Origin of the sequence: Thalassospira povalilytica, assembly GCF_002844235.1 — a bacterium.
GTDB lineage: Bacteria > Pseudomonadota > Alphaproteobacteria > Rhodospirillales > Thalassospiraceae > Thalassospira > Thalassospira povalilytica.
Window position 1 is genome coordinate 540,095 of the sequence record NZ_PGTS01000002.1, and the last position, 14,492, is coordinate 554,586.

The window sequence follows — 14,492 nt, forward strand, 5'->3', positions numbered from 1 at the left end:
ATAATATATTGAAATTTAAAATTGTATGCCGCATTCCGTAATGGTGCCCGATGAAGCGCGCTCTCAATACTGATAAAATTGATCAATTTAAAAAACTGTTTCTATGCGCAAACACGCCTATCATAATAACCTACGCATTGTTCATTACTTATAGAATACATGCATTTACCTATTACATGATGATAGGTGATTTCATCACATATGCATGTTTTGTCTTTATCTCATCTCAGGTTTTATGTGTAATTATATCTGCACTATCGCTCCTTGGCGTGTGTTTAGCCGAGAAATTTGGTCACACAGATCGTGCATTCGAAATAGCCCTGACGATAATTTTATATAGTGGATATTCTGTCAGTCTTTTTGCTTTTGCATTCTCGATGGAACGCGTTTTCATTGATCAATCAGTGCTTGATGGTATTGGTATAACTCCGGTCGTGCGTGCCGCCGGCGAAATGCTAATTGGTGTAACAATATTTGTACTAATGCTAATTCGTGGCGCTACTTCATACCGAGCGCAAGCTGTTAACAAAACAACAACAACCGATCTGGATGCGGACGTAGCTGAAAAGCGTTTGAATCGCCGTATTTTTCTTGCCTCATCAGCTTCAGCACTTGCTACAGCAACAGTAGGTTCTCGTCTTGTTGCTGGAAATCAATTTGAGATGCCGATTCAAGGCAGGCGCGACGGACTCAAAAATATTCTGCTCATCACGTTTGATGCATTATCTGCAACTGACATGTCGTGCTACGGGTACGGCTTGAACACGACACCCAACATTGATTTGTTTGCTAACTCTGCGGATGTATATCGAAACTTCTACGCGTGCTCGACATACACGACCCCGGCAATTGCGACCATACTGACTGGACGATACCCTTCGAGCTCGGGAATTTATCATTTGGCCGGAATGCTCCATGATCAAAACATTTACCGCACATTGCCCGCTCTATTAAAAAGCGCAGGTTACGAAACGACCGCCGTATTCGGTAACCCGTATGCAATGCCGTTAATGGGCTCTACTCACGGAGCATTCGATCATCTATGTGCTGCACCTAGGGCAGGGTGGACTGGTATTGCGCCTTCCGAACTCCAAGAGCTTCCTGGGATGATGGACATGATTGATCTGGGCACACGAGTAGGAACAGTTTCAGGGCTTGTCGTACCTGCTTTCCGGCAAATGTTCTCGGAGACACCACCACACGAAACCTTTGAGGCTGCCAAAACCCTTGTCTCTAAGGCAGACGGCCCGTTCTTTTTGTGGATCCATGTAATGGCACCACATGCGCCATACTTGCCTTCCGAGGAGTTCAGGTATCGCTTTCTTCCGCAAGGGGTACTTGAAACTCGGCAAGATATGCTTCATCCTCGCATTGTAAACAAAACCAAAAGCAAGTCTCAAATCCAAGCAGATATTGAAAACGTGCGATTGCGTTACAACGAATGGATTTCTGAAGCTGATGACGCTTTCGGGAAGTTCATGAGCTTCATGGATAAATCCGGACGCATGGGCGAGACCATGACGATGGTCTCCGCAGATCACGGTGAGTTCTTTGCGCCGAATACATATGGTCATTCGGGTGGCACCTTCCACAAGTCCCTGATAAATGTTCCAATGATTATAAAAGAGGCCGGACAACATACCGGTCGCCAGCTTGCAACTGTTGCTGATCAAACTGCTATTGCACCAACTATCCTTAAAGCCGCAGGCATAGAGCAGCCTATCTGGATGCAAGGGTCTCCACTCCGCAGCGCACAGACAATTATCGGAGAACCTTTTGAATCTGCGAATCTTGCAGTGACCCAATACTTTGTTAGGAACAGCAAATTCGAGCCCATCACGAAGGGGACAATTGGAGCTGTCAGTTCGGACTATCAGTATGTGAGAAACATTTCTACCGGAGAAGAGAAGCTCTTTTCTCTGCGCGAAGTTTCGTCCGGAAATGAGCTGGAAGGTGCTCGCACAGATGTAAAGAACGATATCCCTTACGAGCTGCATCATCTAAGACATGCGCTTACTGCAAAATTTCCGGAAGTAATGTTAACCGGAGCCAAGAATGGGTGAAGCTGACGCCTATCTAAATTTGAACAAGGCAGCCTGGGGTCATATTTCGGATTATGGCGAACTCGATCGGCGCATCCGTTTAATCAGAAAGCATATCTTGGGGACGTTGTTTTCTGCTGCCGGCCGGCTTCAATTCGCCCTTCTTAACAATGAAATAGACCAGTCTCAGTCTCAACCCCACATTTTCATAACTGGCCATTGGCGTTCGGGAACAACATACCTTCACAATCTGATGTGTCTTGATCCGAACTACACGTTCCCAACAACATCAGATTGCATGAACCCTCATTCATTGCTTCTTGAGAATTCAAGAAAGACTGCTAGAGGAAAGACAGCAAGGAGACCAATGGACAATCTCATGGTGTCCGCTCAGTCACCACAGGAGGACGAATTTGCGCTACTGAATTTAGGTGCTCGGTCCCCATATGAATGCCTTCTCTTTCCGCAAAAACTTCATGAGGCCTTGTCGATTGCGGATCCTGAGAGTATGGAGCTTCAGGACAGACAAAACTGGGAGAGAACATTTCGCACATTTGTTCACTTGATATCGTTTGTTGGAAATGATCGCCCTGTTATGTTTAAATCACCAACACATAGCTACCGCGTAAATTCAATTGCAACTGCGTTCCCAAATGCAAAGTTCATCTCGATAAGAAGAAACCCCTTAGAGGTATTTGAATCCACTTTCCGAATGTGGAAATCACTTTTTGAACTTTACGCAATTGGTCCTTCAATCAATGATGATGACCTAAGGGAAACAATACTGAAGAATGGAACTACTTTAGAAAGAAAAATGTCAGATGCACTGGGGAAATTGACCAAGGGTAGGGTGGCATTTCTGGACTATGAAAACCTTGTCCACGCGCCCACATCAGAATTGCAAAAAATATATGAAACCCTGAATTTGGATAGCAGCCACTTGATCTCCACTCAAAGCATGCAGGCGATCAAAAAACACAAAGCTTATAAAGCACTAAACGAAATGCCTCCACCAGAATGGCGAACACGTGTCCTTTCCGAATGGAATAACTTCACTAGTTACAGATGATTGTTAGAGCTATACAATCGGATTTTTATTTTTAAAAAAAATTATTTTCCAGCTAACTTTTTTACAAGTTTCCGCACGCCGATTACAAGAAACTTCCAGGAAAATGCAACTATACCAATTATTGGAGTCAATATTTGAACAATAAGGCTTCCCGTATTTGGATCGATATAGGCCATCGCCGGAGTTGACACAGAGGACGCCAGGATCAACGCTAAAGATATTAATTTAATTTCCGGTAAGAACTTCATGCACATCTTCTGTCGATCACGAATTAATCCCGATAAGCCATGACTGAACTTTATCAAGGATGGTCGGACATGAAAATAGCTATTGAACAAGCTAATGTCCGCGAATAACTTGAATCCTGCCTTTTAAAAAATCATATCATATCTCTACAAGCCACCCAAATAAACAAAAGTAATCACCACTGAAAATCATCATTATGAAACATAAATTAACATACATCTCTTTATTATACTTATTTTTTATAAATTTTATTTTCATTATAATATCAAATTATATATTAATTGATAGGGCGCTTATAAACATTGACTATGCTTTATACATTGTGATTTCTGTGCTAATTAGACCATGCATCGCATGCGCATCGATAATTATATTTTTAATATTCGATGCAATAATGTCAGCAAAATCGATATTTTATTTTGATGCGAAATCTATTGCTCTTTCTTTCCCCAAATTACAAGCAATTGAACTATTAAACAATGATCTCTTTGTGTTAACATTATTCGGATTTATTCTTCTAGCCTCCATGTCGTATACATTGTCGAGATTTGTGTACCGCAAGTATGAGATATTAAAAAGCTCGACATTGATTATACTTATAGTTTTGGGGGCAGACGCAATCAATGGAACCAGTGGCGTAATATCCAATGTAATGCCAGAAACCTTCAATTCGGTAACTCTACCCACAAATATCGGAACGTCCCAGACTGGAAAATTTACATATGACCTTTTTCGCAGCCGCAAAGCACTAAAATCCGCCGCTGTAGAAAGCGCCTCTGAAGCACGCCTTGTTCCTGTTCAGGACCAAACTACATCTGATCATCAAATGCTGGTTGTTGTTGAGTCCTGGGGACAGTCGACGGATCCGGCCTACAACGAAATTCCACTACTCCGCCTGCTGACGCCAGATCTTTTTCAAAGATATAAAGTGCACAGGGGAACAGTTCCTTTCAATGGGGCAACAACGAGCGGAGAAATGCGCGAGTTTTGCGGCATCCTTGCAAGCTTTATAAATGCAGGCGAACTGGGCAATCAGAATTGTATTCCCGGCCGCTTCGCCGCCAATGGATATGAAACCTATGCATTCCATGGGTTCACCGAAACATTCTTTAACCGCCAACAATGGTTTCCTGTCGTCGGATTTAAGCATCTTGAATTCGGAAAAGACAATATTTCGAGAAAATGCGGAATATTCTTCCGCGGGCAATGTGATACAGACATTTTATTAAAAATTGCAGAGCTTATGCGACGTTCAAAGGAAGAGAAGACCTTCGTTTACTTTCTGACTCTTAATACGCACCTGCCCAATGATGCTGCATTAGCCGACGGCTCACCGGCCGTATGCCCGGGTACTGCCACGGATAAAGTTTGCACATTGCTTAAGGCTCACGAGAACTTCTTTGCAAGCCTGGCGGGCCTATTGAAGGACCCAACACTTCCCCCTATACATATCGTTCTTGTTGGCGATCATGCTCCCCCTTTTGCAGACTTGAAGAGCCGCCAGAAGTTTTCAGATAAAGTCGTCCCTTTCTTAGAGATTGTACCGAAATGAAATCCTGGCATTTGGTTACATTGTTCGGTTTTGTAACTTTGTTATTGATGGTAACGAACGTAAGCAGCGAAATCACCAAAGAAACTTTGATTGATTTTGACGCTAAATGGCTTAATGGCGCGCTTCGCCGAGTATACCATCAGCAGAATCTCCCGAATCTGCCGGCTTCACTTCCTGATCCTGACATTAATGCCTATCTGTGGCTGGAACATAAACAAAGCAGAGTTATCAGGCACGCCATGGGCGAGACATCTGCTTTCCCCCGGAATTCTCTCAAGGCATTAATGAACAGTATTGCTAACGGGGACATGATCATAGAGGGAGACATACGGCTAACGACCGAAGGTGATCTTATCTGCTTCCATGGAGATGAGACGAAATCAGTTTCGACGGTAGAATACCTAGCATTGAAAAAAAGTTTGGGCGAAACACCATGTTTCTTCTTGGATGTAGTTCAAACGTTACGTTCTCACCCCAATGTGTATTTCATTGTTGATGCCAAAGATAATTTTGTCGAAACTTACTCTAAAATTGAAAAAATAGCAGAAGACGTTCTTAATCAAATAATTCCCCAAATCTATGACTTTGAACAAATTATTTGGGTTCGGAATCATAAATTTTCCGGTGCTGTATTTACGTCCTACAAAAGCGCGCTTACCAACGAGCAAATATTACATTATGCTAACGTAGCAAAAATCCAAGCCGTTACTTTAACAAAAGAACGAACTCGGAAGCTGGAAACAATTCCCCAAACTCCGTTTGTATTTACACACACAATTGACGCAGCATCAGAGGCCGAGGTCTTTTTTAAACTCGGCATTAAAGGGGTGTATAGCAATTCACTACCGACGTTTTTCTCATCCCAGAAATAAGATATTTTTTTAAGTAACTTAAATATAGCCGAAAGTACTCATCGTTTCTCCAGCCACCTTTTCTATAAAATCAATATCTTCTTTAGAAATTGTTGTTTTATAAGAACTTCCTCCTTCACGAACGAATTTGAAATCCTCCGGAAGAGTAGGATTGTTTTCCGAGCAAAACGCTTCATTTTCTTTCATGGCTGAAAATGAAGCGAGATCGACGGCTCTGCCGATAATCTCGTCCTCGATTGAATATCCCAACAAGCTGTATATGCGCTTCAATACGCCGCCTGCATCCGCCCGAAGATCTTCATATCGTATCACATTGAACGAAACGCTCGGTTTTGTTTCGTCCAACCAGCTATTTGCATGGGCAACCCATGCTTTAATACCAAATTGTGGGTCTTTGATCATGTCATGGAGGGATCCGTTGTACCACCCCAACTTTCTTGCGAAAGCGTAGTAAGACACCATGACGTCCCTCGGGTCGCGAACCAGATAAATCACCTTACTGTACAAGGGATTGTAGCCAGCATGACTTTTAATGAAACGCATATCGGGAAATGGCAAGGGAGGCGGTAAATGCCTCGATACATGTATATCAGGGACCAAATCATTGATGGCAAAGAATGTGGGCTGTCGCTCTAGTCCACTTTTTTGAAGATTCACGGATGCAATCAAAAAGGTTAGCCAAGTGATTCCACTTTTCGGAAATTCCACCAGAAATGTATCGTCAATTCTAGGCGAAGAGGGAAGGGTAGACAGGTGCGGCTGATTACGCAGGTTGTGGCGTAAACCGATCATATACGCACGGCCTGCATCCATGACTTTTCGAAAATTAGACCCCATGAAAAACCTTTAATTCCCGCAAGAAAATCCAAAACAATAAAAAGTTCCGAGCAAAGCCAACAAACCAAACACACCAAAGCCAATAGGCATCGCGGCAATTGGATGATATTAACGAAGTTTATTAAGGCACCATTCCATATTATTGCGAACAAACATTTTTGCCCGCGCCACCAAATAGCTAATGCCCGCTTGCACAGCAGTTATGCCCAGATTACGGCGGCGAACAAATTGCGCTTCTTTAAGGGCAAGTACTTGTTGGCTGACTCCGCCAGCACGAACGCGAACAAGGGGAGTTTCGATGAAGGACGCCCTGATCTGATCCCCGGCACGAAGCAGGAAATCATAGTCCGAAGCGCTCTGCAAAGTGGTGTCAAATTTACCAAACCTATCGAATAGTATGCGGTGATGAAGTGTGCCGGGATGACCGATCACCATCCATTTCTTCATCTTTTCCCAGTCCCAGGGAGAGGCAACGCTGCGCAGAACACGGGTGTTCTCTTCATTAACTCTATCAACGCTTGCCACGATCAGATTAACATCGTTTGAAACACTTTTCGTCGCACGGAGAGATAGTTCAAGCCCATTTGGTAAATAGTAATCATCGGCGCCGACAAAGGCTATCCAAGTGCCTCTAGCCGCAGCTATGCCCTTATTCCAAGCATCATAAATACCACGATCTGGTTCAACTATCAGTACATTGACGACATCGTGCGCATTTTTGGCTAAAGTAACTGTTTGATCTGTTGATCCACCATCGACAACAATCCATTCAATTTCTGCATTTTGTTGACTGCGAATACTGTCAATCAAGCCTCCAAAATGCGTTTCCGCATTGAATGTCGACGTAATTATGGAAATAAGTGGCTTTTCACAATCGTACACTTGACTTGCGATCATACCGGTCTGCCCTTCCAGTCTTCAACATTCCAACCGGTAAGTGTCTCAACTTTAGACAGATCATCCAATAACTGGCCTACAATAAAAAGCCGCTCATCTTCACGCAAAGTCGCCCGCACCAAAGAACGATCCAACGTAGATCGTACCGTTCTCCGAACAGGTGCCGGAACTATTGCACGAGCAAGCCCGGCCAATTTCTCAATGTTTTTGAACGCCAGTGCACTTACCTTGCTGTTGGGCACCCCCGAGATATTTACCTGTCGTTTAGGTTCTAACTGGCGATGTGCGAAATCGGGATCGACATCAAGAAATTTATAGATCGTCCTCAATGTTACCTCACGATCTTGGGTGTAGTGTTCGTGCCGAGCAACCAGGACATTTTCACGACCGAATATAGTGAAATAACGCTTTAGAACCGGCGCGTAATGGCTTTGCCCCAGATAGGACCAAAACTCTCCCCATTTTTTTGCGGCACGCTCAGGCTCTAAAGAAACGGCTTTTAAAAATGATGGTTCAGGTTCGCACCCGATTAATCGGGCGTGGATAAACTGTGAAAATGCGCGCTCGGCCGGGTTCCGTAACATAATAAGGATTTTTATTGGCCCCAAAAATTGATGGATATGTTCTGCCGTATGCTCACCTGCGAAATATGATGGACAGACCTCTCCGATGGCCGTTTCGCCTGCAACACCGCGAAACAACGCTTTATATCGTTCAGGGGTATTAATCCTCATTGAGGGCGCTGTCCCCGGACCATTCCAAGTTAAGCCGTCAAAAGCCAGGCGAAAGAAATGAGTTTCTTTCAACTCCGGCAAGAATATCTCAGGATGCTCAAGCAAATCGGCATACAACGCTGTGGTTCCACACTTTGGTGCCCCGACACAAATAAAGTTCGGCAGATTTGCATTATCAATCATTCAGGAATTCCAAAGACGTCGTTTATAGGCATAAGCATCAAAGATATGTTGCAGACTTTTCCGGGTAGCGTCTTCATTCAGTGATGATGAAAGCTTAAGGCCTTCACTCTTTAGTATTTCAACGGTGGCCTGATCCTCAAGAATCAGACGCATTTGCTCGGCCAAACTTTTGGGATCCGACAGATCGCAGTAAAGTGCAGCACTGCCCATTTGAGACCGAAAACTTCTCGTATCTGAATAAATTACAGGGCAGCCCAAGAGTGCTGCTTCAATAGGGGGTAAATTTGTCGGCCCAAAATAGGTGGGCATAACAAGTGCTTTTGCCCCGTCATACAATGCAGGGATATCCTCGTTATTGACGAAGCCAAGAAAAAATACTTGATCGGCAAGCCCAAGCTTTTCGGCACAATTTCGTAAGTAACGCAGATTACCCTTGTCACCGCCACTAACTACAAGCGCAGGTGCAAGAGAAAATCTCGCCTTCAGTTCTGCCAGCCCCTCGAACAAATACAAATGGTTTTTATGGGGCCACATCTGCGCAGGATAGAAAAAATAATCTTCGGGTAGTTTATATTTTTGGCGCACAGAACTTACTGAAGACAAGCACGTCCCATTTGCATACGAACGTACTCCTACCGAGGGCAAAAAAGGAACTATATGCACCCGTGATCTATCGACACCGTACCATTGAGAAATTTTGTCGGCACCGATTTCTGAGTCAGCAATCACGGCGACAGCTTTTGGTAGGACAGCATTCAAAACTTGTTCGCGACGTTCAAATTCTCTGTTTGCGGAGACTTCGGGAAATTCCGGGTGATCTCGATGACACAGGTCCCAAACAGTGAAAACATAAGAATGACGGGACAGCCGTATTGGCGTGGCCGAACGTGCATTAAAGAAAGCCAAATCAATTGAAAGATGATCGAGACGACAATCGAGGTTTTGTCCAAATCGTCTAAAACCAATCCGTTGTACCAAATGCAATACCTTTTGGCATCGAGGCATTAGGCCGCCGATCGTATCTATAAAACGCGTCCACGCGCCGTCGTTGTAAAGATGCGCTTCTATTTCGTGCTTGCGAAGCTGGGCAATGTTGTCGGCGATAGGGGTCAACACAACCACTTCATGCCCGGGGAGGGACTGAATAGCCTGGACCATTGTCAAAGTTTGCTGAAACGTCCCACCGGCCTCAAGGGCGTTTTCTACAAATACTGCAATCCGCATAAGGGGGGTCCTAGGCAAAACTGATGGTTAAAACAATTGGATCACGGATGCGCATGGAAAACCCGACAGAAAGCACGCAACCAAACGATTTCATTCAAACTGCAATTGCGACAACATAGGCACCTAATGCCCCTGGCTGCGGAGCCCCTTCAGACAGCCACTCGCCGTGTTTAACTGCCTTGAAGCCGGTTCGTGACAATGTTTCTTCAAGAAACGAAGGCTCAAAGTAGCGCATGGGATGCTCTTCATGCCAACTGTGAGTAACGTCGGTTTTCTTTTCTACTGCAGTGACATGAAAGTTCACGCGCACCAAATCTTGTTCCGGATCCCAGAAAGGATCAGTAACGCGGTGCACATGCCATTTGTCGTTTTCCGCTTCACGTTCACGGTGACTTACGCCATCTCTAAGGATGGCCCCCGCATACCAGTAATCAAACAGGAATGGGGCGCCGACATTCAGATGCTTTCGGACCTGGCGTAAAGCAGTTTCGATATCCGCCAGTTGAGTCAAATAGCTGAACACATGAAAAAGTGCCACAGCAGCGTCAAACGTTTCCGGAAGTTCGAAGCTTCTCACATCACCTTGACAAAACCGAACCAGAGACGATGTTTTGCAGCTATCATTTCGATGGATCGCCAGTGCAATCATTTCTTCGGAAATATCAACACCTTGAACATTTATGCCATGATCCGCAAAACAATGCGCGTGGGTCCCTGTGCCACATCCTATGTCAAGCAAGGCATTCAACGAACCGGAACAAACGTCTTTTAGCCGGGCTAGCACGAAGTCCGCTTCTTTCCGGTAATGTTTGTCACCATAAAGCAGGTCATAAACCGCTACATATTCTTCAGAAAACGCACGACTCATCTCAGTACCTTATGCATTACTGCCGCAACTCGCTGCATCTGCAAAGTGGTTAGTGCAAGCCCAGAAGGTATATAGAAACCACGTTTTGCAATCCGTTCTGCCACCGGGCAAGAGATATCGGCAAAAAGGCCCATCTTCTTAAAGACCGGCTGCATATGCATGGGCCAGAAAAATGGCCTTGTTCCGATTTTTTGTTCTGCCAACGCAGCCATTGCGGCCTTAGCATCCATCTCCATCTCGTCATCCAAAATGACCGAAAAAACCCAGTACAAACCCTCTGCATAGTCGGTACGGTTTACCGGCAACTTGACACCAGATAACGAGCATAGCAATTCAGAATATTGCTTGCCAATTTCACGCTTTCTAGCCACGGTCTCGTCAAGTTGTTCGACTTGGGCCAGTCCAATGGCTGCCTGCATATTGGTAAGGCGGTAGTTCCAGCCCAGCTCTTCATGTACGAAACGCTGTCTGGGATCAAAACATAGGTTGCGAAGACTGCGACAATTTTCTGCGAGCACCGGGTCGTTCGTCACGACCATTCCACCTTCACCAGATGTTACCAGTTTATTTGGATAAAAACTAAAGGTGCTGATTGTTCCAAAGCTCCCGCAAGGCCGACCTTTATAAGTCTGCCCATGCATTTGAGCAGCGTCTTCGATCACCGCCAAGCCATGTTTTTCCGCCAAGGCCAAGATTGGGTCCATATCAGCGGGAAGGCCATAAATATGGACAATCATCAAAGCTTTGGTGCGCGAAGTAATGGCATCGGAATAATGTTGTGCAGTGCTGTTGAATGTCAAAGGATCGCAGTCAACCACCACCGGAGTAGCACCACTTCTGACAACTGCAGCAGCACACGAAATGATTGTAAAAGAAGGCAAAATCACCTCGTCACCCGGTTGAATCCGCAGCGACGCAATTGCAATATCAAGAGCAGCCGACCCGTTTGCAACACCAACTCCGTAACTACGGTCAACCCTTGCTGCCATTGCGGCTTCAAAACGCTCGACATACGGGCCTTCCGACGAAATCCAGCCAGTTTCAATGCAATCGTTTAAATACCGCTGCTCATTTCCATTGAGCAATGGCTGGTTGACCGGGATCGCGCCAACTGCTTTGTAGGACAAACTGCCGTCAAGGACATCGGAGATGCCGGAAGATTTCATTCTTTTGCTTCTTTCGCGGATATACCTGAAAATCTTGTTTTGTCCTGATCGCCGGCATAGGGGCCTTGTTTGATCTCGAACATTTCTACTTCTTCAATTACTTCAAACCCGTGTCCGCCCTTTATCAGCAAAATAACGTCACCGGCATTCAATGTTCGGCTATACAAGTAGACCTGTCTCTCGTCGTAGAAATCTACCCTCAAGGTTCCTTTCCGAAGCACGAGAACCTCTTGAGTTAAATGTACTTCACGTGCAACGGGAAGATGTACATGTGGCTCAATCAATTTACCGCTTGGATGCTGCATATAACCGATTTGTTGCGAAAGCGAGTTCTCAGTAAAGAATGTGATGCCCGGCCGAGAAAACGACGCGCGTATTATGAGCGCAAGAAGCTCACCATCATGTTCAATGTGTTCTATCATTTATCTTACTCAGGCTTCGGGCCAATAGATTGAGTGTGCTGACTGCGTGTTATCGATTTGTCTGAGCATTGGGCAGAGCAGGGTGCTTATCAGGCAATTGATGATAACAATTCACCAAGTTATTGATATATTGTTCCAATGTGGGTGGGTTGCGCCAAAAATGCTGATAGGCCGACGTCCCCATTCGTTCGACCATTTTGTTATCTTTTATACGATCAAGCGCATTCTTCAAATCCTGCGTACTTCCACCGGCAAATAGAATCCCTGTCTTCTCGTGCACCACAATTTCTTTAGCAGCACAATTATCTGAAACAATCGCAGGTACACCGCGTGCTGCGCATTCAAGAACAACAAGACCGAGAGTTTCATACCATAAGGATGGAAACACCAGTGATCTGGTTTTATCAACAAGTGTCAGAACATCGGAAAAAGACAACCAGCCTGTAAAATGATGCTCAGGGTAGGCGCCTTCCAGGCTTTCTCTCAGTTCGCCGTCACCGACGAATGTTACTTCCAATTGCGCTTCACGTGCTGCCGCTGCCAGTAAATCCGGGCCCTTTTCCTTGGAGAGGCGTCCGATAAAAAGCACGCCATCTCTTTCCGCAGGCTTGGCTGGCGGTATTTTGGAGCATTCGATGGGATTGTTAATGCGATGGACAGATGCATCTTCAGGAAGATACGGCCGCAAAACATCATAGCTAAGGTCGGAAACAGCAATAAATGCATCAACCGCCTGAGGAAGTTTCCCGAGACCAAGCTGAATAACTTGACGAGCAACTCGCCATATCTTGTGCGAAGCAGCTCGTGCATCACAATTTCTTGTCAGACAAGCAACTCCCAGAGGCCTTAAATCGCAAATTTGATTTGTATTGTAATCAAAAAAACCACCGTTTGGACAAGCTGAAAAATAGTCATGTAGCGTCAAAACAAGAGGAAATCGTGCATGCTTTATGACGGGGATGACCGATGACGAAAGACATTTGGTCCAGCTATGCAAATGAACAACTGTGTTCGCAGGATCAAGATTAGACAGGACGTTCTTCAACTGCTTTGCTGCAGCAATATTCCACAAGCCCGTAAAGGTCGTTTTTACACGATTGGCTGGATCGGAAATTGTGTGAAGACCAAGACAGACGACCTCTACATTGGCTGTTTTCAAATCACTGCCAACATCCGCGGTTTCCCCGCTGATGAATATCACCCTGTATCCTGCATTACTGAGGCCCACTGCACTCATTTGAGCGACTTTTGCAGCACCTCCGTCACTGCGGACAGAGTCCGATAACACGACGACTGTCGACACCTGCATACGTTGCATTTCCCAAATGAAAGCATAAGCCGGGCACGGAATGCGCCAATCTTCCGAGAAGGTCATATCACTGACTGCATTTGATTTTCCAGTCTAGTTTCAAGTTTTCCGGCGTGGTAAAGCTGCCCCAATCTCCTTGGATCTTTCGACAAGCAAAACAGGACCTGAATGACAGCCTCAGCTCCACAATCAACAAATGAACAATCACGCCGAGCCAATTCATCTAAAAAAGAAACTGGCGATCTTCTCGATGTTGTTATCGTAAATTACAATACATACGATGACACATGTAAATGCGTGCAACATTTACTTGAGCAAGGTGAAGTAAGCCCGGAAAACATCTATGTCGTAGACAATTGTTCTCCCGATGGCTCCGGGGAGATTCTCATGAAAACATACTCCTCGGGAGTGAACGTGATTCTCATGCAAGAAAATCGAGGATTTGGCGCTGGCGTCAATGTCGGATCGCGCGCAGGCAGAGCCGCCAATATTCTCATTCTGAATCCCGACTGCTATCCGGAAAAAGCAAACATCCATCTCGTGCTGGATCACATCAATCAAAATCCAGATGTTGGCATAGTAGGGGCAGAACTGGTCAATCCAGATGGTTCCTTGCAATATTCCGCTCGCACGTTTTATTCATGCCTGGATGTTCTCGTTCGGCGCTCATTTCTCAAAAACGTTTTCCCCTTCAGCCTTCTAAACCGTTCCCACCTAATGCAGGCGCACCCGAGAAACTCCGCGTTTGATGTTGACTGGGTAATGGGAACAGGGCTTTTTGTTCGGCGCGAACTGTTTTGCCAGGTCGGCAAAATGGATGAGGGCTATTTTCTGTATATGGATGATGTAGATCTATGTGCCAGAGTTCATCGCGCCGGATTTAGAGTTCAGCTTATGCCTGCGGTAAAGTTCATTCACGACCATCGGCGCCAAAGCGGCCAAATATGGAAATGGACACGGGCCCATTCACTGCATTTCCAAAGCTTGAAACTGTTCGCAAAACGGCATGGACTACCAGTTTTCCGGCGCCTTAAACTTTGACATGGTCCCAGTTAGATAAATTGCGCCTCA

At 45.3% G+C, this 14,492-nt stretch carries 13 protein-coding genes; 5 read left to right on the top strand and 8 right to left on the bottom strand.

What is annotated here, in order from left to right:
* Nucleotides 1-50: 50 nt before the first annotated feature.
* The 4 genes from CU041_RS06780 (at nt 51) to CU041_RS06800 (ending at nt 5,781) form a co-directional block, all read left to right on the top strand.
* Nucleotides 51-2,063: a sulfatase gene (locus tag CU041_RS06780; RefSeq protein WP_101246233.1), complete on the top strand. Its 2,013-nt coding sequence runs from the start codon at nt 51-53 to the stop codon at nt 2,061-2,063.
* Nucleotides 2,056-3,111 carry a sulfotransferase family protein gene (locus CU041_RS06785; RefSeq protein ID WP_101246234.1) on the top strand — a complete coding sequence of 352 codons (1,056 nt, stop codon included), beginning with the start codon at nt 2,056-2,058 and terminating at the stop codon, nt 3,109-3,111. The genes CU041_RS06780 and CU041_RS06785 overlap by 8 nt, the downstream gene beginning before the upstream one ends.
* Nucleotides 3,112-3,751: 640 nt before the next feature.
* The gene (locus CU041_RS06795; protein ID WP_170310160.1) at nt 3,752-4,909 is read left to right on the top strand and encodes a sulfatase-like hydrolase/transferase; all 1,158 of its coding nucleotides are present in this window, start codon (nt 3,752-3,754) and stop codon (nt 4,907-4,909) included.
* On the top strand, nt 4,906-5,781 hold the full coding sequence (locus CU041_RS06800; RefSeq protein ID WP_101246237.1) for a glycerophosphodiester phosphodiesterase family protein: 876 nt from the start codon (nt 4,906-4,908) through the stop codon (nt 5,779-5,781). The genes CU041_RS06795 and CU041_RS06800 overlap by 4 nt, the downstream gene beginning before the upstream one ends.
* A gap of 18 nt (nt 5,782-5,799) precedes the next feature.
* Here the strand turns inward: CU041_RS06800 and CU041_RS06805 are convergent, their stop codons facing one another.
* The 8 genes from CU041_RS06805 to CU041_RS06840 all read right to left on the bottom strand — a co-directional run bounded on the left by CU041_RS06805 (nt 5,800) and on the right by CU041_RS06840 (nt 13,487).
* Entirely contained in the window at nt 5,800-6,618 is an 819-nt protein-coding gene (locus CU041_RS06805) for a sulfotransferase domain-containing protein (protein WP_101246238.1), read from the bottom strand.
* Nucleotides 6,619-6,726: 108 nt separating this feature from the next.
* Complete coding sequence (locus CU041_RS06810) at nt 6,727-7,515, bottom strand: glycosyltransferase family 2 protein (protein ID WP_101246239.1); 789 nt, start codon at nt 7,513-7,515, stop codon at nt 6,727-6,729.
* Nucleotides 7,512-8,432 (bottom strand): sulfotransferase family protein, encoded by a 921-nt coding sequence (locus CU041_RS06815; RefSeq protein WP_101246240.1) that lies wholly within the window; start codon nt 8,430-8,432, stop codon nt 7,512-7,514. The genes CU041_RS06810 and CU041_RS06815 overlap by 4 nt, the downstream gene beginning before the upstream one ends.
* Nucleotides 8,433-9,656, bottom strand: coding sequence for a glycosyltransferase family 4 protein (locus tag CU041_RS06820; RefSeq protein ID WP_101246241.1), 1,224 nt, complete (start codon nt 9,654-9,656; stop codon nt 8,433-8,435).
* Nucleotides 9,657-9,750: 94 nt separating this feature from the next.
* Nucleotides 9,751-10,524 carry a class I SAM-dependent DNA methyltransferase gene (locus tag CU041_RS06825; protein WP_101246242.1) on the bottom strand — a complete coding sequence of 258 codons (774 nt, stop codon included), beginning with the start codon at nt 10,522-10,524 and terminating at the stop codon, nt 9,751-9,753.
* Nucleotides 10,521-11,690: a DegT/DnrJ/EryC1/StrS family aminotransferase gene (locus CU041_RS06830; protein ID WP_101246243.1), complete on the bottom strand. Its 1,170-nt coding sequence runs from the start codon at nt 11,688-11,690 to the stop codon at nt 10,521-10,523. Before CU041_RS06830 ends, CU041_RS06825 begins: the two co-directional genes overlap by 4 nt.
* The gene (locus CU041_RS06835) at nt 11,687-12,112 is read right to left on the bottom strand and encodes a cupin domain-containing protein (RefSeq protein WP_101246244.1); all 426 of its coding nucleotides are present in this window, start codon (nt 12,110-12,112) and stop codon (nt 11,687-11,689) included. The genes CU041_RS06830 and CU041_RS06835 overlap by 4 nt, the downstream gene beginning before the upstream one ends.
* A 49-nt stretch (nt 12,113-12,161) precedes the next feature.
* Nucleotides 12,162-13,487, bottom strand: coding sequence for a glycosyltransferase family 4 protein (locus tag CU041_RS06840; protein WP_101246245.1), 1,326 nt, complete (start codon nt 13,485-13,487; stop codon nt 12,162-12,164).
* Nucleotides 13,488-13,589: 102 nt separating this feature from the next.
* Here CU041_RS06840 and CU041_RS06845 point away from each other — a divergent pair, with 102 nt between their 5' ends.
* The gene (locus CU041_RS06845; protein ID WP_101246246.1) at nt 13,590-14,462 is read left to right on the top strand and encodes a glycosyltransferase family 2 protein; all 873 of its coding nucleotides are present in this window, start codon (nt 13,590-13,592) and stop codon (nt 14,460-14,462) included.
* Nucleotides 14,463-14,492: the final 30 nt, after the last annotated feature.

What these genes read in the sequence shown, in the direction of transcription:
- CU041_RS06840 (WP_101246245.1), bottom strand. Translation starts at nt 13,487, where the DNA reads ATGACCTTCTCGGAAGATTGGCGCATTCCGTGCCCGGCTTATGCTTTC.
- CU041_RS06815 (WP_101246240.1), bottom strand. Translation starts at nt 8,432, where the DNA reads ATGATTGATAATGCAAATCTGCCGAACTTTATTTGTGTCGGGGCACCA.
- CU041_RS06820 (WP_101246241.1), bottom strand. Translation starts at nt 9,656, where the DNA reads ATGCGGATTGCAGTATTTGTAGAAAACGCCCTTGAGGCCGGTGGGACG.
- CU041_RS06810 (WP_101246239.1), bottom strand. Translation starts at nt 7,515, where the DNA reads ATGATCGCAAGTCAAGTGTACGATTGTGAAAAGCCACTTATTTCCATA.
- CU041_RS06785 (WP_101246234.1), top strand. Translation starts at nt 2,056, where the DNA reads ATGGGTGAAGCTGACGCCTATCTAAATTTGAACAAGGCAGCCTGGGGT.
- CU041_RS06805 (WP_101246238.1), bottom strand. Translation starts at nt 6,618, where the DNA reads ATGGGGTCTAATTTTCGAAAAGTCATGGATGCAGGCCGTGCGTATATG.
- CU041_RS06780 (WP_101246233.1), top strand. Translation starts at nt 51, where the DNA reads ATGAAGCGCGCTCTCAATACTGATAAAATTGATCAATTTAAAAAACTG.
- CU041_RS06845 (WP_101246246.1), top strand. Translation starts at nt 13,590, where the DNA reads ATGACAGCCTCAGCTCCACAATCAACAAATGAACAATCACGCCGAGCC.
- CU041_RS06800 (WP_101246237.1), top strand. Translation starts at nt 4,906, where the DNA reads ATGAAATCCTGGCATTTGGTTACATTGTTCGGTTTTGTAACTTTGTTA.
- CU041_RS06830 (WP_101246243.1), bottom strand. Translation starts at nt 11,690, where the DNA reads ATGAAATCTTCCGGCATCTCCGATGTCCTTGACGGCAGTTTGTCCTAC.
- CU041_RS06825 (WP_101246242.1), bottom strand. Translation starts at nt 10,524, where the DNA reads ATGAGTCGTGCGTTTTCTGAAGAATATGTAGCGGTTTATGACCTGCTT.
- CU041_RS06835 (WP_101246244.1), bottom strand. Translation starts at nt 12,112, where the DNA reads ATGATAGAACACATTGAACATGATGGTGAGCTTCTTGCGCTCATAATA.
- CU041_RS06795 (WP_170310160.1), top strand. Translation starts at nt 3,752, where the DNA reads ATGTCAGCAAAATCGATATTTTATTTTGATGCGAAATCTATTGCTCTT.